The sequence below is a fragment of the Paenibacillus kribbensis genome (assembly GCF_002240415.1).
Taxonomy (GTDB): Bacteria; Bacillota; Bacilli; order Paenibacillales; family Paenibacillaceae; genus Paenibacillus; species Paenibacillus kribbensis.
This window is the reverse complement of the sequence record NZ_CP020028.1, coordinates 4,762,578-4,781,529: the sequence shown is the minus strand read 5'-3', so window position 1 is coordinate 4,781,529 and position 18,952 is coordinate 4,762,578. Positions and strand designations below refer to the sequence as shown.

General features: G+C 49.2%; 13 protein-coding genes, 3 rRNA genes and 1 riboswitch. Of the genes, 14 read left to right on the top strand and 2 right to left on the bottom strand.

Annotated features, from left to right (window positions below):
• The first annotated feature begins 145 nt into the window (after window positions 1–145).
• From B4V02_RS21305 to B4V02_RS26195, 7 genes are all read left to right on the top strand, one after another.
• Window positions 146–1,516: an NCS2 family permease gene (locus tag B4V02_RS21305; protein WP_094156310.1), complete on the top strand. Its 1,371-nt coding sequence runs from the start codon at window positions 146–148 to the stop codon at window positions 1,514–1,516.
• Window positions 1,517–1,931: 415 nt separating this feature from the next.
• Window positions 1,932–3,487 (top strand): 16S ribosomal RNA (locus tag B4V02_RS21300).
• A gap of 346 nt (window positions 3,488–3,833) precedes the next feature.
• A 23S ribosomal RNA gene (locus B4V02_RS21295) occupies window positions 3,834–6,759 on the top strand.
• A 152-nt stretch (window positions 6,760–6,911) separates the two neighbouring features.
• Window positions 6,912–7,028 (top strand): 5S ribosomal RNA (gene rrf, locus B4V02_RS21290).
• The 16S, 23S and 5S rRNA genes sit together here, the layout of an rRNA operon.
• Window positions 7,029–7,227: 199 nt before the next feature.
• Window positions 7,228–8,220, top strand: a complete 993-nt coding sequence (locus B4V02_RS21285; RefSeq protein WP_094156309.1) for a ketoacyl-ACP synthase III — start codon at window positions 7,228–7,230, stop codon at window positions 8,218–8,220.
• A gap of 127 nt (window positions 8,221–8,347) precedes the next feature.
• Window positions 8,348–10,483: a DNA topoisomerase III gene (locus B4V02_RS21280; RefSeq protein WP_094156308.1), complete on the top strand. Its 2,136-nt coding sequence runs from the start codon at window positions 8,348–8,350 to the stop codon at window positions 10,481–10,483.
• A 100-nt stretch (window positions 10,484–10,583) separates the two neighbouring features.
• Window positions 10,584–10,721, top strand: a complete 138-nt coding sequence (locus B4V02_RS26195; RefSeq protein WP_167383775.1) for a hypothetical protein — start codon at window positions 10,584–10,586, stop codon at window positions 10,719–10,721.
• Between the two features lie 189 nt (window positions 10,722–10,910).
• Here the strand turns inward: B4V02_RS26195 and B4V02_RS21275 are convergent, their stop codons facing one another.
• On the bottom strand, window positions 10,911–12,056 hold the full coding sequence (locus B4V02_RS21275; RefSeq protein ID WP_094156307.1) for a type II asparaginase: 1,146 nt from the start codon (window positions 12,054–12,056) through the stop codon (window positions 10,911–10,913).
• A gap of 407 nt (window positions 12,057–12,463) precedes the next feature.
• Window positions 12,464–12,592: a DUF4023 family protein gene (locus B4V02_RS21270; RefSeq protein ID WP_007428828.1), complete on the bottom strand. Its 129-nt coding sequence runs from the start codon at window positions 12,590–12,592 to the stop codon at window positions 12,464–12,466.
• A gap of 195 nt (window positions 12,593–12,787) precedes the next feature.
• Between B4V02_RS21270 and B4V02_RS21265 the strand changes: the two genes are divergently transcribed.
• The 7 genes from B4V02_RS21265 to B4V02_RS21235 all read left to right on the top strand — a co-directional run bounded on the left by B4V02_RS21265 (window position 12,788) and on the right by B4V02_RS21235 (window position 18,892).
• Window positions 12,788–13,051 carry a DUF1294 domain-containing protein gene (locus B4V02_RS21265; protein WP_007428829.1) on the top strand — a complete coding sequence of 88 codons (264 nt, stop codon included), beginning with the start codon at window positions 12,788–12,790 and terminating at the stop codon, window positions 13,049–13,051.
• A 143-nt stretch (window positions 13,052–13,194) separates the two neighbouring features.
• Complete coding sequence (locus tag B4V02_RS21260) at window positions 13,195–13,629, top strand: universal stress protein (protein WP_094157062.1); 435 nt, start codon at window positions 13,195–13,197, stop codon at window positions 13,627–13,629.
• A gap of 346 nt (window positions 13,630–13,975) precedes the next feature.
• Window positions 13,976–14,077, top strand: a riboswitch (purine riboswitch).
• Window positions 14,078–14,223: 146 nt separating this feature from the next.
• Window positions 14,224–14,709, top strand: a complete 486-nt coding sequence (gene purE / locus B4V02_RS21255; RefSeq protein ID WP_007428831.1) for a 5-(carboxyamino)imidazole ribonucleotide mutase — start codon at window positions 14,224–14,226, stop codon at window positions 14,707–14,709.
• On the top strand, window positions 14,706–15,887 hold the full coding sequence (gene purK, locus B4V02_RS21250; RefSeq protein ID WP_094156306.1) for a 5-(carboxyamino)imidazole ribonucleotide synthase: 1,182 nt from the start codon (window positions 14,706–14,708) through the stop codon (window positions 15,885–15,887). Before purE ends, purK begins: the two co-directional genes overlap by 4 nt.
• Entirely contained in the window at window positions 15,884–17,182 is a 1,299-nt protein-coding gene (gene purB / locus B4V02_RS21245; protein ID WP_007428833.1) for an adenylosuccinate lyase, read from the top strand. The genes purK and purB overlap by 4 nt, the downstream gene beginning before the upstream one ends.
• Window positions 17,183–17,279: 97 nt before the next feature.
• Window positions 17,280–17,996 carry a hypothetical protein gene (locus tag B4V02_RS21240; protein WP_094156305.1) on the top strand — a complete coding sequence of 239 codons (717 nt, stop codon included), beginning with the start codon at window positions 17,280–17,282 and terminating at the stop codon, window positions 17,994–17,996.
• A 14-nt stretch (window positions 17,997–18,010) separates the two neighbouring features.
• Complete coding sequence (locus B4V02_RS21235; protein WP_094156304.1) at window positions 18,011–18,892, top strand: phosphoribosylaminoimidazolesuccinocarboxamide synthase; 882 nt, start codon at window positions 18,011–18,013, stop codon at window positions 18,890–18,892.
• Window positions 18,893–18,952 lie beyond the last annotated feature (60 nt).

Below are 18,952 nucleotides of genomic sequence, written 5' to 3'. Positions count from 1 at the left end.
TCAATTTGCAACATTCGCTTTTTCTGTTGACAAGCTGTAGGTGAGAGCCTAAAATAACGGATGTGATAGCGCATATGAATGCGAATATTACGGTAAATGTACGACAACAATACGAGTATGCTTTGCGTAGGAGGAATTACGACTCATGGAGCGTTTCTTTAAATTAAAGGAACATGGAACAAACATCCGCACCGAGATTATTGCGGGGATTACTACTTTTATGACCATGGCTTACATCCTGGTGGTCAATAATACCTTTTTGGGCCCGACTGGTGCGGGGATGCCTAGTGAAGCTGTTTTTTTTGCGACAGCAGTAGGTGCGGGTCTGGTTACCATTTTGATGGGGCTATTCGTTAATGTGCCGATCGGCATGGCCCCGGGCATGGGTTTGAATGCATATTTTATGACGGTAGTCTTGAGTTCTAATGGTGTAATCACTTGGCAAGCGGCACTTGGCGCTGTGTTTATATCCGGTATCGTCTTTCTGATTTTAACCGTGACACGAGTAAGACAGATGTTGCTTGTTGCGGTTCCGGAAAATTTAAAGACAGCTATTACGGTGGGTATCGGCTTGTTTATTACGATTGTCGGCTTCAAGCTCTGTAATTTGGTTATGGTGAGCATCGTTCCAGGTACAGATGTTGGTCAACCGGTTCCAGGTCATGCTTTTAATTTGGTTCTGGGCAGCTTGGTTCATCAAAAGGATGCGTTGCTGGCGTTAATCGGCTTGCTTATTATCGCAGCGCTGATGGTTGTTCGGGTCAAAGGTGCTTTGCTGATTGGAATCGTAGCAACAACATTGATCGGTATTCCGATGGGAGTAACGAATCTGAGCAGCTTGACGACAGGAAACTGGATTCCTGATTTCACTAACCTGGCAGTAGGCCAGTTAGATTTGAAGGCTGCTCTGCATATTGGACTGTTTGATATTATCTTCATTTTCACTTTTGTGGAGCTGTTTGATACGTTTGGAACACTGGTGGGGACAGCTACCCGTGCAGGGATCATGAAGGATAAGAAAAAGGGCGAGAAAATCATCGGTAAAGCTATGTTGGTGGATGCTGTTGGTGTAAGTACGGGGGCAGTATTGGGTACCAGTACCATTACAGCGTTCGTGGAAAGCTCCGCAGGAGTGGAAGAAGGCGGACGTACCGGTCTGACTGCCGTAACGACAGGTATTCTGTTTCTGTTGTCCCTCTTTATCGCACCGTTGGCACTGGTTGTACCTTCCGCGGCTACGGCTCCAGCTCTAATTATTGTCGGGGTGTTAATGATGAGTCAGGTTCGCAATATTGACTGGGATAACTTCCTGCTTGCCTTCCCTGCATTTTTGACTATCGTATTGATGCCTTTCACAGGCGGGATTGCGAACGGTATTTCTGCTGGTATTTTGTCTTACGTTGTGCTGGCAGTGTTCAGTAACTTGTTTACCAGCAATAAAGTTAAAATTCACTGGCTTATGTGGGTGCTTGCTATTATTGTAGTGATTCGATTTGCCTTTATGGGCTCCGAATAATATAGAAGAAATAAATTTAGAGCCTCTTCCCTGGTGTTTAAGGAAGGGGGTTCTTTTTTATTAGTAAGTAAACATTTATCGCATTTATAATAAAGAATTTCAAAAGAATCATATAATAAAAGCTTGCAAACCTATTATGTATATGGTATATTCTAATTCCGGCCAAGAAATACAATATTGCGAGTGAATGCAAAAAAAGATTGAAAATAAAAGCTTGCAAAGTTGGTTCGGACATGATATGATATAAAAGTTGATGAAACGATGAGCTAAGTCGACGAAAATGAAATGTTTGATCTTTGAAAACTGAACAACGAGTGAGTACGGATTTTGCTTGCAAAATCTACAATGAGATATTTTATCTCGTCAGATTCAAAATGAGCTAATCGCTCTTTCTATAGCCAACTTCGGTTGGTCTTTATTGGAGAGTTTGATCCTGGCTCAGGACGAACGCTGGCGGCGTGCCTAATACATGCAAGTCGAGCGGGGTCATGTAGAAGCTTGCTTCTATATGACCTAGCGGCGGACGGGTGAGTAACACGTAGGCAACCTGCCCACAAGACAGGGATAACTACCGGAAACGGTAGCTAATACCCGATACATCCTTTTCCTGCATGGGAGAAGGAGGAAAGACGGAGCAATCTGTCACTTGTGGATGGGCCTGCGGCGCATTAGCTAGTTGGTGGGGTAAAGGCCTACCAAGGCGACGATGCGTAGCCGACCTGAGAGGGTGATCGGCCACACTGGGACTGAGACACGGCCCAGACTCCTACGGGAGGCAGCAGTAGGGAATCTTCCGCAATGGGCGAAAGCCTGACGGAGCAACGCCGCGTGAGTGATGAAGGTTTTCGGATCGTAAAGCTCTGTTGCCAGGGAAGAACGCTTGGGAGAGTAACTGCTCCCAAGGTGACGGTACCTGAGAAGAAAGCCCCGGCTAACTACGTGCCAGCAGCCGCGGTAATACGTAGGGGGCAAGCGTTGTCCGGAATTATTGGGCGTAAAGCGCGCGCAGGCGGCTCTTTAAGTCTGGTGTTTAATCCCGAGGCTCAACTTCGGGTCGCACTGGAAACTGGAGAGCTTGAGTGCAGAAGAGGAGAGTGGAATTCCACGTGTAGCGGTGAAATGCGTAGAGATGTGGAGGAACACCAGTGGCGAAGGCGACTCTCTGGGCTGTAACTGACGCTGAGGCGCGAAAGCGTGGGGAGCAAACAGGATTAGATACCCTGGTAGTCCACGCCGTAAACGATGAATGCTAGGTGTTAGGGGTTTCGATACCCTTGGTGCCGAAGTTAACACATTAAGCATTCCGCCTGGGGAGTACGGTCGCAAGACTGAAACTCAAAGGAATTGACGGGGACCCGCACAAGCAGTGGAGTATGTGGTTTAATTCGAAGCAACGCGAAGAACCTTACCAGGTCTTGACATCCCTCTGACCGGTCTAGAGATAGATCTTTCCTTCGGGACAGAGGAGACAGGTGGTGCATGGTTGTCGTCAGCTCGTGTCGTGAGATGTTGGGTTAAGTCCCGCAACGAGCGCAACCCTTATGCTTAGTTGCCAGCAGGTAAAGCTGGGCACTCTAAGCAGACTGCCGGTGACAAACCGGAGGAAGGTGGGGATGACGTCAAATCATCATGCCCCTTATGACCTGGGCTACACACGTACTACAATGGCCGGTACAACGGGAAGCGAAATCGCGAGGTGGAGCCAATCCTAGAAAAGCCGGTCTCAGTTCGGATTGTAGGCTGCAACTCGCCTACATGAAGTCGGAATTGCTAGTAATCGCGGATCAGCATGCCGCGGTGAATACGTTCCCGGGTCTTGTACACACCGCCCGTCACACCACGAGAGTTTACAACACCCGAAGTCGGTGGGGTAACCCGCAAGGGAGCCAGCCGCCGAAGGTGGGGTAGATGATTGGGGTGAAGTCGTAACAAGGTAGCCGTATCGGAAGGTGCGGCTGGATCACCTCCTTTCTATGGAGAATCGTTTCCTGCGATGGAAACATTCAAATCAGCAGGTACACGTACCTGCGACCGGATATTCAATTCGGTTCATCACATCTGTGTGAATGAAATGAATATCTTAACTTACTCACTCGTTGCTCAGTTTTGAGAACTCAAACTCTCAAGCTTCGACGAATGTTTCATTCACACATCCGTGTGGAACCGAAATATTCATCGGGTTTCGCTTCGATGAAGCGAATTGCACCTTGAAAACTGGATACCGAAACGAAATTGCGTTTTAGAATATTCCTTTAAGCTGATCTTGTGTAAACAAGAGAAATAAAGGTAGCAAATCGTATTTACGATGTAAATACTAGGTTAAGCTACAAAGAGCACACGGAGGATGCCTAGGCGCCAGGAGCCGACGAAGGACGTGGCGAACAACGATAAAGCCTCGGGGAGCTGTAAGCAAGCTTTGATCCGGGGATGTCCGAATGGGGAAACCCGGCTGTCTTCATCGACAGTCACTACTCACTGAATTCATAGGTGAGTGAGAGGCAGACCAGGGGAACTGAAACATCTAAGTACCCTGAGGAAGAGAAAACAATAGTGATTCCGTCAGTAGCGGCGAGCGAACGCGGATTAGCCCAAACTAGGGAGCTTGCTCCCTGGGGTTGTGGGACGTCTCACATGGAGTTACAAAGGAACCGGTTAGATGAAGAGGTCTGGAAAGGCCCGCCAGAGAAGGTAAAAGCCCTGTAGTTCAAAACCCGTTCCCTCCGAGACGGATCCCGAGTAGTGCGGGGCACGTGAAACCCCGTATGAATCCGGCAGGACCATCTGCCAAGGCTAAATACTCCCTGGCGACCGATAGTGAAGCAGTACCGTGAGGGAAAGGTGAAAAGCACCCCGGAAGGGGAGTGAAATAGATCCTGAAACCGTGTGCTTACAAGAAGTCAGAGCCCAATTTAGGGGTGATGGCGTGCCTTTTGTAGAATGAACCGGCGAGTTACGTTCCCGTGCAAGGTTAAGGTGAAGAGCTGAAGCCGCAGCGAAAGCGAGTCTGAATAGGGCGAATGAGTACGTGGACGTAGACCCGAAACCGGGTGATCTACCCCTGTCCAGGGTGAAGGTGCGGTAACACGCACTGGAGGCCCGAACCCACGCATGTTGAAAAATGCGGGGATGAGGTGGGGGTAGCGGAGAAATTCCAATCGAACCCGGAGATAGCTGGTTCTCCCCGAAATAGCTTTAGGGCTAGCCTCGGAAAATAGAGTCGTGGAGGTAGAGCACTGATTGGGTGCGGGGCCCGCAAGGGTTACCAAGCTCAGTCAAACTCCGAATGCCATAGACTTACTTCCGGGAGTCAGACAGTGAGTGCTAAGATCCATTGTCAAAAGGGAAACAGCCCAGACCATCAGCTAAGGTCCCCAAGTGTGTGTTAAGTGGGAAAGGATGTGGAGTTGCACAGACAACCAGGATGTTGGCTTAGAAGCAGCCACCATTGAAAGAGTGCGTAATAGCTCACTGGTCGAGTGACTCTGCGCCGAAAATGTAACGGGGCTAAACACACCACCGAAGCTATGGCTTGATGCTTTGCATCAGGGGTAGGGGAGCGTTGAATGCGGGTTGAAGGTGTACCGAAAGGAGCGCTGGACTGCATTCAAGTGAGAATGCCGGTATGAGTAACGAAAAGATCTGTGAGAATCAGATCCGCCGAAAGCCTAAGGGTTCCTGAGGAAGGTTCGTCCGCTCAGGGTAAGTCGGGACCTAAGGCGAGGCCGATAGGCGTAGTCGAAGGACAGCAGGTGGAAATTCCTGTACCACCGTAATCCGCTATGAGCGATGGGGTGACGCAGTAGGGTAGTGACGCGGACTGATGGATGTCCGTCCAAGCAGTGAGGCTGGTGTGTAGGCAAATCCGCACATCATAAGGCTGGGCTGTGATGGGGAGCGAAAATTGCAGTAGCGAAGGTCATGATCTCAGACTGCCAAGAAAAGCCTCTAGCCAGGAGAAGGTGCCCGTACCGCAAACCGACACAGGTAGGCGAGAAGAGAATTCTAAGGCGCGCGGAAGAACTCTCGTTAAGGAACTCGGCAAAATGACCCCGTAACTTCGGGAGAAGGGGTGCCTCGGTAGGGTGAATAGCCCGAGGGGGCCGCAGTGAAAAGGCCCAAGCGACTGTTTAGCAAAAACACAGGTCTGTGCGAAGCCGCAAGGCGAAGTATACGGGCTGACGCCTGCCCGGTGCTGGAAGGTTAAGGGGAGTGGTAAGCCTTCGGGCGAAGCTATGAACCGAAGCCCCAGTAAACGGCGGCCGTAACTATAACGGTCCTAAGGTAGCGAAATTCCTTGTCAGGTAAATTCTGACCCGCACGAATGGCGTAACGACTTGGGCGCTGTCTCAACGAGAGATCCGGTGAAATTTTAATACCTGTGAAGATGCAGGTTACCCGCGACAAGACGGAAAGACCCCATGGAGCTTTACTGCAGCTTGATATTGAATTTGGGTACGATCTGTACAGGATAGGTGGGAGCCGTCGAGCCTTGAGCGCCAGCTTGAGGGGAGGCATCCTTGGGATACCACCCTGATCGTATCTAGGTTCTAACTTGGTACCGTAAGCCGGTACGAGGACAGTGTCAGGTGGGCAGTTTGACTGGGGCGGTCGCCTCCTAAAGAGTAACGGAGGCGCCCCAAGGTTCCCTCAGAATGGTTGGAAATCATTCGAAGAGTGCAAAGGCAGAAGGGAGCTTGACTGCGAGACCTACAAGTCGAGCAGGGACGAAAGTCGGGCTTAGTGATCCGGTGGTACCGCATGGAAGGGCCATCGCTCAACGGATAAAAGCTACCCTGGGGATAACAGGCTTATCTCCCCCAAGAGTCCACATCGACGGGGAGGTTTGGCACCTCGATGTCGGCTCATCGCATCCTGGGGCTGAAGTAGGTCCCAAGGGTTGGGCTGTTCGCCCATTAAAGCGGTACGCGAGCTGGGTTCAGAACGTCGTGAGACAGTTCGGTCCCTATCTGTCGTGGGCGTAGGAAATTTGAGAGGAGCTGTCCTTAGTACGAGAGGACCGGGATGGACGTACCGCTGGTGTACCAGTTGTTTCGCCAGAAGCACAGCTGGGTAGCTATGTACGGAAGGGATAAGCGCTGAAAGCATCTAAGCGTGAAGCCCCCCTCAAGATGAGATTTCCCAATACGTAAGACCCCTTGAAGACGACGAGGTAGATAGGTTGGGGGTGGAAGTGCAGCAATGCATGGAGCTGACCAATACTAATCGGTCGAGGGCTTATCCTAAAGATAGGACGCAATGGAGTTTCGGATCCAGTTTTCAGGGTGTAACACCTTGAAGGTATGTACAAGTGCATACGAAAAACGCATTGAAATTCATTCACACGGCTGTGATGAACCGAGTTTCAATATGGAAGAATTTGCGAGGCAAATTCATGTTTGGTGGCGATAGCGGAGGGGTTCCACACGTACCCATCCCGAACACGACCGTTAAGCCCTCCAGCGCCGATGGTACTTGGACCGCAGGGTCCTGGGAGAGTAGGACGTTGCCAAGCAATAAGTAAAAAGAGCCATGATCTTAGAAGATCGTGGCTCTTTTTTTTGCGTTGAAAGCCATGAAAATTATATATTTAAAGAAATAAGTGCAGATTAAGATTAACTCATCATAATGCCAGCAAATTTAAAATAAATTAGTACCAGGTATTAGTATCTGGTGTTATAATATAATTAGGATTACAAAGGAGAGTGATCAGATTGTTGAATTCAAAAGCAAAGCTAACGGCTCTTGGCACTTATGTACCTGAGCGGATTTTAACGAATGCTGACCTGGAGAAGCTTGTGGATACTAGTGATGAGTGGATTGTACAACGAACGGGTATGCGTGAACGGAGAATTGCAGCTGAAGATCAATATGTCTCTGATTTATGTATACAAGCAATTACACGTATGATTAATCTTTATAACGTAAATATAAACGATGTTGACATGATTATTGTAGCGACGAGTACTCCTGATTACTACTTTCCAAGTACGGCCTCACGTATTCAGGCTCATTTCAATATTCCGGATACAGGGTCGATGGATGTTAGTGCAGCATGTGCAGGGTTTGCTTATGGACTTCATTTGGCAAATGGACTTATTACGGGTGGTCTGCACCGCAAGGTGTTAGTAGTAGGGGCGGAAACGTTATCCAAAATTACGGATTATACGGATCGGACGACATGTGTACTTTTTGGAGATGGAGCAGGTGTGGCACTGGTTGAATACGACGAGGATGAAGGATCATTTTTGGCTGCGGATATAGGAACCTACGGCCAAGGGGGAGCGCATCTTTACCGGGCAGGATTATCTAATTACTTGGATGGAGAGAAGCTGCAAGATCATGGATTTATCGCTCAAAATGGACGTGAGGTTTATAAATGGGCCGTTCGCTCCGTTCCAACAGGAATCGAACGTTTATTGAATCAGGCCGATATGAAGAAGGAAGATCTCGACTGGTTTGTACCTCATAGCGCTAATTTGAGAATGATCGAGTCCATATGTGAAAGAAGCATAATACCATTGGAGGAGACGCTGACAAGTGTAGAGTTTTATGGCAATACATCAGCGGCGTCTATCCCGTTAGCTTTACAGTGCGGTTTGGATGATGGACGTTTACGGCATGGACAGCATGTCATTTTATATGGATTTGGAGGCGGCCTGACATATGCGGGTCTGCTACTAAAATGGAGTGTGCCTGATTTGTAAGCTGTCCCAACCAATGTAAAAGCAATGCGAATAGTATGTACAAGCATGTTAAAAAGAGCCGTTGACTTAGATTTATCGTAGGATGGCAGGATGGTATAATTAATGCTATGAGAGAAAGGAGCGTAACATGAAGGTATTGGTATTGGCAGAAAAACCATCCGTAGCCAGAGAGATTGCACGTGTGATGGGCAGCCGTGAGAAGCATAAAAGTTATATAGAAGGACCCAAGTATGTAGTGACATGGGCATTGGGGCATTTGGTCGGCTTAGCAGAGCCGGAGGATTACGATTCTAAATATGCATCCTGGAATTTGGAGGACTTGCCGATTCTTCCAAAGAGCTCGAAGCTAAAGGTACTGCGTGAAAGCAATCATCAGTTCAAAGCTGTACAGCAGCTTATGAAGCGGCAGGACATAGGTGAGCTTATTGTGGCAACAGATGCTGCTCGTGAAGGAGAACTGTTGGCGCGTTGGATTATACAAATGGCAAACTGGAAAAAGCCTTTCCGACGCTTATGGATTTCTTCGCAGACAGATAAGGCAATCAAGGAAGGCTTTGCAAAGCTATTGCCTGGTCAGCAGTTTGATCGTTTATATGAGTCGGCTCGCTGTAGGGCTGAAGCAGACTGGATGATTGGTCTCAATGTGACTCGTGCATTGACTTGTCGGTATAACGCGCAGCTTTCGGCTGGAAGAGTACAGACTCCAACGCTGGGGATGATCATGGAACGTGAGAAAGAAATTACCCAGTTTCGATCTCAGGAATATGATACGTTGACAGCAGATTTTGGCGACTTTCAGGCAGCTTGGCGGGCAGAAAACGGGGATTCGCGTATGTTCGACCGTACGCAAGCAGAGACTTTGCGCCGTAGACTGGAGGGTGCCAAAGGCACGGTTGTCAGTGTTAAAAAGAGTGAAAAGAATGAGCCACATCCATTGGCTTACGATTTAACGGAACTGCAAAGGGACGCTAACCAGCGCTATGGCTTTTCCGCCAAACAGACATCCAATGTGCTTCAGCGTCTGTATGAACAGCATAAGCTGGTCACCTATCCACGTACAGACAGTCGTTATTTAACCTCCGATATGGTAGGTACCCTTAAGGAAAGGCTCAACAGCGTAGCCGTAGGTCCGTATGCATCCTTGGCACGCCCGTTGCTGCGCAACAATCTGCCGATCACAAAGCGAATTGTGGATGACAGTAAGGTCACGGATCACCATGCAATTATTCCTACAGAGCAGACCTTGCTGCTTAATCAGCTAAGCCCGGAGGAACGCAAGCTGTATGATCTGATTGCACGTCGTTTTATCAGTCTATTCTATCCGCCTGCACGCTATGACGCTGTAGCGGTATCGGTCACGGTAGAGCAGGAGACGTTTCAGGTCAAGGGCACAACTATAAAAGATAGTGGTTGGCGGGCTGTATATGACGGAAGCCATTATGAAATGGACGATGAAGAAGCAGAGGATCGGGAGAACACAGAGCGTGACGTTATTTTGCCTGAACTGAAAAAAGGAGATGCCGTCCGCATACAGCGTTGCCTTGTGCGATCTGGGCGGACGATGCCTCCAAAACGATACACGGAAGCGGCCTTGCTAGCCCAGATGGAGAAGCATGGACTGGGTACTCCTGCTACCCGCGCCGATCTGATCGAGAAGCTCGTCAGTTCGGATACGATTGAGCGCCAGGGGAACGTGATGCATCCCACAGGAAAAGGCAAGCAGCTGATCGAGTTGGCGGCTCCGCAGCTTCGAACGCCTGAGCTGACGGCGCGTTGGGAAGCGGAGCTGGAACGAATCGCGCGTGGTCAGGGGAAACCGGAGCCGTTTTTGAACTCTATTCGCGCTATGGCGAAAGAACTGGTTTCCACTGTGAAAAATAGCAGTGCCGAATACAAGCCTCATAACGTGACAAACAGTCATTGCCCGAATTGTGGTACAAAGCTGTTGGAGAAGAAGGGCAGACAGGGCAAGTTTCTGGTATGTCCAAGCACGGATTGCGGTTACCGTCGTGCAGGGGAAAAACGTTTGTCGAACCGGCGCTGCCCGCAGTGTCATAAGAAGATGGAAATGAAAGAAGGCAAAGCGGGACTGTATGTAAGATGTTTGCCCTGCGGCATTACCGAGACGCTGGATAAGGACAAGCAACGGGTAAACAAGCGGGAACAGCAAAAGCTGGTAAGGCAATATGAAAAGCAGGAATCTTTTGGTTCGAGCTTGGGAGATCTGCTAAAAGCAGCTATGGATCAAAAGCAGGGTAAGTAACGGAAAGCCAAAAAGTAGATGTAAGCTCCACCCATAGCAGGTGCACGTCGGTATAAAAACGCTCACTCCTTGGCATGGTAAGCCGAGGAGGTGAGCAATTATGCCAAAGCATAAGTCGCTTAAAATCAATAATCAGCAAAATAAATCAAGTATACTGGAGGAAGAAATCGCTCCTCATCCAGAGAAGCAGGCCAAATATCCTCCAAGCCTTAATGGAATTCCCAAGCAGCGGCCTTGAATCGCTGAATAGGCGGGCTGGGCAAAAATAGTTTGTATAGCTATGGAAATTAAATTTCGGTGGAGCAGTCTCTGATATCCGCCACGATCAAGCGACAAAAAGCAGCAGTTACGGTGATATCTACACCGTAACTGCTGCTTTTTTGTTGAGAAGGGTGCTGGTTATTGTCTTGCTTTGGGATGACTATTCTCAGTATTCATTGAAGAAGGATTGAATTTGGTTAACATCATGTGTTTGGGTCAAAGCGAGCATGAGCAAAATCCGTGCTTTTTGCGGATTGAGCGAATCGGTGGAAACAAAGTTCGATGCCGCGTCTTTCGTCGATGGAGATACGACTCCACTTCCTACACGGGTGGAACGGGCGATAATGACTCCTTTTTTGCCAGCAGCCTCAGCACCTTCTCTAGAGGCTTTCGACAAGGAGCCATTCCCGGAACCGGCTACAACGATCCCTTTGGCACCAGCTGCTACGGCTGCATCATACAGATAGCGACCGTTGTTTTGATATTCGTATAAAATATCTACCTGTGGAAGCTCGGTCAGATTGGAGATGTCGAATACGGAAGCAGTTGTATGCTTACGTACAGATTTATTATAGTAATACACTTGATCTCCGACAACAGCTCCCAGATATCCCTGTTCCACGGACTTGAACGTATCTACTGTGGTCGTATTTGTCTTGCTGACGTATCTTGCTGAACCAATACGATCATTCAGCAGTACGAGTACGCCTTGACCTTTGGAGCTTGAAGCCCCGGCGACTTTCACAGCATTGTAGAGGTTAAAAGGTCCATCGGCGCTGATCGCTGTAGCTGGACGCATAGAGCCAACGACCACTACAGGCTTATCGCTTTTGACCACAAGATCCAGGAAATAGGCGGTTTCTTCCAATGTATCAGTACCGTGTGTAATCACGATTCCATCAACGTCATCTCTGGCAAGCAGTTCATTGGTGCGTTTGGCAAGCCTTAAGAGAATGTCGTTATTCATATCGGTGCTGTCTATGTTTACAATCTGTTCACCGCTGACGTTTGCAATACTTTTCATCTCAGGAACAGCCTTCATCAAGGCTTCAACACCTAGTGAGCCTGCTTTGTAGCCTGTTGTATCGGTATTGACGGCTGACGAGCCTGCAATGGTTCCTCCGGTAGCAAGTATTTTGATGTTGGGCAAATGATTGGCTTGCGGTTTTTCAGATTTGTCTGCAGTCGTAGAGACAGAAGCAGGTGCAGTCGTGCTGGTGGCTGCTGCCGTAATGTTCGTAAATCCGCCACTCCATAAAGTACTTCCGATAATAAAGCTGGCCAACAGGGGAATCATCGTCATTTTTTTCATGTTTGTATAAAGCTCCTCTCCAATGTCAAAATCTGAATTGAAATGATAGATTAACTGACAAAAAAATGCCGAATTGCGTTAATGTCACGAATTATAAGGGGTATAAATGTTTTTAGTCAATATATGTGTTATAAAACGTGACATTAAAATTTATTCTCTAAAAATGTAATCGCTTTATTATTACATTTTATCTGATTTTTGCATAGAGTTCATTTCGTGGGGAGAGAGGTTTTTTTTGGCTTCATGCAAATTGCAAAAACAGCAAGCAGATATCCCAAAAGGAGCCTGCTTGCTGTTTCGGTGGAAGCTATAACAACCAGTTTGTCTTAATTCATCAAAGGAAGCTACAAGGTTAAGTGGATTGGATGCGTTAATAACATAGTTCTACAGCTTAGGAAAAGCCCTTGTCAGGGATTTTTGGTATGCTGTTTGGTTGGCAGGCTGGCGCTGGGAGTTCCTTTTCCCCGTTTACGGTTGTGCTCTGCCTTTTTTGCATTTTCTCGCAGTTTTTCAACGTATTCATGGGTGCTTTCCATGGCGGTTCCTCCTTTGAAACAAAATAGATGTTGTCGAGGACTTTCCTCATACCACGTTACTATATCCGCCAAAGCGCTTTTCCAGTCAGAAGAAGATTGTTTCTGTAAAAGGGGTGAGGGTATAATGGGAGGAGAACGTTATATAAGGACTAACTAATACCTAAGTGGGTACAGTGTGCAAAAGGGGGAGAGACATTGCAGACAGGCTTGTTCGTATGGCTGCTGTTTATCAATGCAGTAGGCTATCTGGTAATGTCGGAGGATAAAAAAAGAGCGCGCAAGCATCGTGATCGGGTGCCTGAACGGACGCTGTTTTTGCTGGCCCTGATCGGAGGCGCATTGGGCGTGCTGATTGCGATGTACCGCAAACGCCATAAAACACGGCATATAAGCTTCAGACTCGGTATTCCTGCGTTGCTATTCATTAACGCATTGCTATATGGGTATTTTTTGCGGTAAAGCCGGGGTTTAGGTTCGTATAGAAATGTTTAATGATGAGTAAGGCGGCTATTCCAGCGTCCACGAATGTATTGTGCAAGCGTGCAAAGGAATACATATTTCAGGATTGGATTTAACAAACTGAACAGGAAGAGGTGTATATGATGCTATTCTCAAAAATATTGCTTGCTTATGACGGTTCGGATGCGGCCAATAAGGCTTTGCTGAAGGCGGCTGAATTAATCAAGGCATCACCGTCCTCGAAGCTTGAGGTTATAACGGCATTTGATTTCCCGCGAATTTTTATGGGTGAAGGCTTAGCTCCAATCCCGGCTTCGATGAATAAAGAATATTACGATTTGGCGGAGCAGACTACGGATGAAGCTAAAAAGCGGCTTGCTGAGCAAGGCGTAGAGGCCAAGGTGGAGCTGATTCAAGGTTCGCCAGCCGAAGTTGTTTTGGATTATGCCAATGAAAATGGCTTTGATGTGATTGTGATCGGCAGCCGCGGCTTGGGTGGTATTCGTGAATTTGTATTGGGCAGCGTGAGTCACAATGTAGTACAGCATGCGCGTATTCCTGTGCTGGTTGTTAAGTAACAGAATAAAAAGAGTAAAAGTCGGATTACTTTCTGTTCAGGAAGTACCGACTTTTTTTCTGCATAGTGTGAGTGTTCGCTGATATGAGTTCAAGGCAGAGAGTTGGCTAAATGTGCCGCTGTTGTCAGACTCTTAGGCGTATAAGCGTGTTGATTTTGTAAAACACGAACATTCAATTGGATGATTTTAATAATGTTCGTTTTCAAGTTGACATAGGGTGTAGGGAATTGTTAAACTATGAAGTGTATTGTCGATAAAAAATGAACTTTAGGCGCAATTTAATAAGGTACACATGTTGGAGCCGAAACCAATCACGATGATGCTAGGAAAGTATATCGTTTGGGATGAAGTAGGCACAATGCTGACTCGTATAATGCCGGGGATATGGCCCGGAAGTTTCTACCTGGAAACCTTAAATTTCCGGACTACGGGAGACATACGGCTGAAGCCGCATTGGTGCGGTGGAACGGGCTTGCTTTTGGCATGCCTTTAGGAGCTCTGTCGTTTGTTTTTTCGTAGTCCGGTGTCTTGAAAATAACGTTATTTTCGAGTGCCGGATTTTTGGCGCTTATTGATAAACAGGGAGTGAAGGATATGTCAGTGCAGGTCGCTGTCATTATGGGCAGCACATCAGACTGGGACACCATGCAACATGCATGTGCTGTGCTGGACGAGCTTGAAATCGCATATGAGAAAAAGGTAGTCTCAGCCCATCGTACACCGGATTTGATGTTCCGTTTTGCAGAGGAAGCCGCCGGGCGCGGATTAAAGGTTATTATTGCCGGAGCGGGTGGGGCTGCTCATCTGCCGGGAATGGTGGCTGCGAAGACATCTTTGCCAGTCATCGGCGTGCCTGTCCAGTCGAAGGCACTGAATGGCCTGGACTCTCTGCTCTCGATTGTGCAGATGCCGGGCGGTATTCCCGTTGCCACCGTGGCAATCGGCAAGGCAGGTGCTACAAATGCAGGATTGCTGGCTGCACAAGTATTAGGCGCTTTTGACGAAAAGATAAGCCAGCGCGTCGTAGCAAGACGCGACCGTATCCGTGATGAGGTGCTGGAAGGCAGTGATTCGCTATGAATGAGGCATGTGAGCCTGCAGGACGCGTCCGTCCTCCGGGGACAAGGATTGGAATTTTGGGAGGCGGGCAGCTGGGCAGAATGCTTGTGCTGGCGGGAACCAGCCTGGGGTATCGCTTTGTGACGCTGGACCCGGCACCGGATAGTCCGTGTGGACAGGTGTCGGAGCAGATCCGCGCAGCCTATGATGATGAGCATGCGGCCAGAGAGCTGGCCGGGCGGTGCGATGTGATCACGTATGAGTTTGAAAATGTGGATGCGGGTGTAGCCGCGCTGTTGGAGCGAGAATCCAGTGTACCGCAAGGCAGCAGTCTTTTGTACACAACACAGCATCGTCTGCGTGAAAAACGTGCTATTGAGGCGGCTGGCGTTCCGGTAGCTCCGTATCGTGAAATCAATAGTGTTACGGAGATGGTTCAAGCGGTAGCTGAACTGGGTGTACCGTGTGTGCTCAAAACGACTGTTGGTGGTTATGATGGCAAGGGTCAGGCGGTCATCCGCCAACCAGAGGAAGCTGTAGCTGCCTACGAACGATTGGCGGGTAGCGGTGCGGAACTGGTGCTGGAGCAGTTTATTCGTTTTCGCTGCGAAATATCGGTTATCGTCGCACGTAGCACGAACGGCGAAGCCAAAGCCTTTCCACCTGCGGAAAACATTCATGTGAACAATATTTTGCACACGTCGATTGTACCTGCGCGCGTGCCGGAATCGGTGCAGGAGGAAGCACGCAGGCTGGCGCTGGCTGTGGCCGAGTCGTTGGGTGCGGTAGGACTGCTCGCTGTAGAAATGTTTGTGGACGAAAATGGACAACTGTACGTCAATGAGCTGGCCCCGAGACCGCATAACTCCGGTCATTACACGATGGAGGGCTGCGCGACGTCGCAATTCGAGCAGCACATACGTGCGATTTGCGGCTTGCCGCTGGGCAGCACGAAGCTGCTGACTCCAGTGGTCATGGTCAATGTGCTGGGTGAGCATCTGGAGGATGTGGTTCAGCGGTTTGCACAGCCGGATGCCGAAGCTGAACGATTGGATGTTGTACCCAAGCTGCACTTGTATGGAAAAAGTGAAGCCAAACCAGGCCGAAAGATGGGACATATTAATCTACTGTGCCAGGATGCGGAGCAAGCGCTGGAATGGATTGAACAAACCAATATTTGGGGGGATGGAAAGTCATGATCGAACGCTATAGCAGACCGGAAATGAGAGCAATTTGGACGGAAGAAAATAAATTCAAGGCATGGCTGGAAGTAGAACTGTGTGCCTGTGAAGCTTGGGCAGAATTAGGGGTTATTCCGAAAGAGGATACCGTGGCTCTGCGCAAGAATGCAAGCTTTGATATTGACCGGATCTATGAAATTGAGCAGGAAACGAGACATGATGTCATTGCCTTTACCCGTACGGTGTCTGAAAGCCTGGGCGACGAGCGCAAATGGGTACATTACGGCCTGACCTCCACGGATGTGGTAGATACCGCACTGGGCTACCTGCTGAAGCAGGCGAATGAAATTCTGGAGCGGGATATCTTGAATTTTATCGAAATTTTAAAGGAAAAAGCACTGGCTTACAAGCATACACCGATGATGGGCCGTACGCATGGTGTACATGCCGAGCCGACCACATTCGGATTGAAGATGGGCTTGTGGTACGAGGAAATGAAGCGCAATCTGGAACGTTTCCGTTATGCGGCTGATCAAGTGCAATACGGTAAAATGTCCGGCGCAGTTGGCACCTACGCCAACATTGACCCGGCTGTAGAAGCGTTTGTATGCAACAAGCTGGGCACCAAGCCTGCCCCAATCTCTACACAGACGCTCCAGCGTGACCGTCATGCTGAATATATGGCGACATTGGCGTTGATCGCTACATCCTTGGACAAATTTGCTACAGAAGTCCGCGCACTTCAAAAGAGTGAATTCCGTGAGGTGGAGGAAGCCTTTGCCAAGGGTCAAAAAGGTTCTTCCGCGATGCCGCACAAACGGAATCCGATCGGCAGCGAAAACATCTCCGGTCTGGCGCGCGTGATTCGCGGGCATATGGTATCTGCCTACGAGAACGTAACGCTGTGGCATGAACGCGATATCTCGCATTCTTCTGTGGAACGTATTATTCTGCCGGATGCAACGATGCTGTTGAACTATATGCTGAACCGTTTTGGCAATATCGTGAAGAATCTGACGGTGTTCCCTGAAAATATGAAGCGCAATATGGCGCGTACGTATGGCGTACCATTCTCCGGCCGTATTATGACGAAGCTGATCGACAAGGGCTTTAGCCGTGAAAAAGCGTACGATACCGTGCAGCCGCGTGCGATGCAGGCATGGGAGGAGCAACGCCAGTTCCGCGAAATCGTCGAAGCAACTCCGGAAATTACCGCCGTGCTGAATCCCGAGGAAATCGAGGATGCGTTTAACCCGGCTTGGCATCTGAAGAACGTAGATACGATCTTTAAAAAGCTGGGATTAGGGGAGTAGAGGGAAGGTTGGCGCTTGGTGAGGCCGCTGCGCGAACGGATCATTCTTCCGATTGCTGTTACCCCTGGATTCCTGGATTGGAATAAACCCGTAAAGGTTGGAATCCAGGGGCAAAGGCAAACGCTATCGCTTCTCCAGAACGATTCCGTCCGCTCCGCTGCAATCCAGCACCAACCCTCATTTGGGAGCAGAGCTAGGGGAAGGTGCGGCACATAAGATGCCGCACCGCCTCAAGAGCGATGGAAAAGCGTGTTCCACTGCTTTTCTATCGCAAGCAACCGTTCCTGAAAGGACTGCCGAATTTGCGCAGCAGACAGACAGCAGTCCTTCCAGGAACGCGCAAGGCTCAAGAGGCGAAGCCTTGAGCCACCCCGAAGGTGCGCAGTCGCAGCACATGCCACATGCGCACAACAGGCGAAGCCTGAATGCTCGGCCGCATGACGTGCCGAGCTGCGGCCCCGGGCCGAGGGCAGGCGCTTGTCATGCTGCCAAGCCGGCTACGGCCCCGGGCCGGAATGGTCTGCGGCATGCACAGAGCCGCAGCACCCGTAAGCTGCATATAAAATTGCAGCTTAGAGCTTTTCAACGCCATTACGGTGCAATGAACGTAAAAACGTCGCCTTGCACCAACGTAAAAGCGTTGCTGGATGAGGGCTTGTGCCACAAGCCTTCATCCAGCGGAACGCGCTCACCCCACCGTTGCTACAAAATAAACGCCCCCATCCCGCTCACCGCCAACCCTTGCGGGAGTCCCGAGGGCAGCAGCCCTGGGGGTCCTCCCCGAGGGGAGGATTTAGGAGGGGACAAGGTTTGAGGAGGAAGTTGTAAATGTCATTGTCTACCGCCGAAGGTCTGATCCATGCGCCGCTTCTGTACAAAGGCAAGGTGCGTGAATTATATGATCTTGGAGAGCATTTTCTGATTGTCGTGACGGATCGGATTTCGGCTTTTGATTATGTGCTGGAGCCACCCGTGCCGGAAAAGGGAAATGTGCTGAATAAGCTTAGCGCTTTCTGGTTTGAGCAGACGAAAGACCTGCTGGAAAACCATGTCGTGCATACCGATGTGAACAAGCTCGGGGATGTTATCGACGAACAGAATAAAGAGCTGCTGAAGGACCGGGTCATGGTCACGCTGAAGGCTGAACGTATCGATATCGAGTGTGTGGTGCGCGGATATATTACAGGAGGCGGCTGGCGTCAGTATGAGCAGACCGGTGAGGTAAACGGTATTCCATTGCCGGAGGGGCTGCGTAAGAATGAACGTTTTCCCAAGCCTTTATTTACACCGGCTGCAAAAAACGACGTCGGACACGACGAGGACATTTCCCTAAACCAAATGAAAGAACTGGTTGGGGCCCAGCTGACAGATGAGCTTGAAGAAAAAAGTTTGGCATTGTATGAGTTTGCGCGTGCTTTCTGTGAGAAGCGGGGGATTATTTTAGCCGATTGCAAGTTTGAGTTTGGGCTTGTTAACGGAAAGGTGATTTTGATTGACGAAATTTTCACCCCGGATTCATCGCGTTTCTGGGCACAGGAAAAGTATGAGCTGGATGTGGAGATTGACAGTATGGACAAGGAGCCGGTACGAAGCTATTTGGCGTCCTCCGGTTGGGACAAGAACAGCAAACCCGATCCGTTGCCTGCTGAGGTCGTAGAAGAAACAACTGCAAGATATACGGATATTTGGCGGCGTCTGACGGCACAGTAAATAGTAATCAGTGATTTAAAATCAATAGGATTCATCCATTCGGAGGAGGAACTGAAGGAA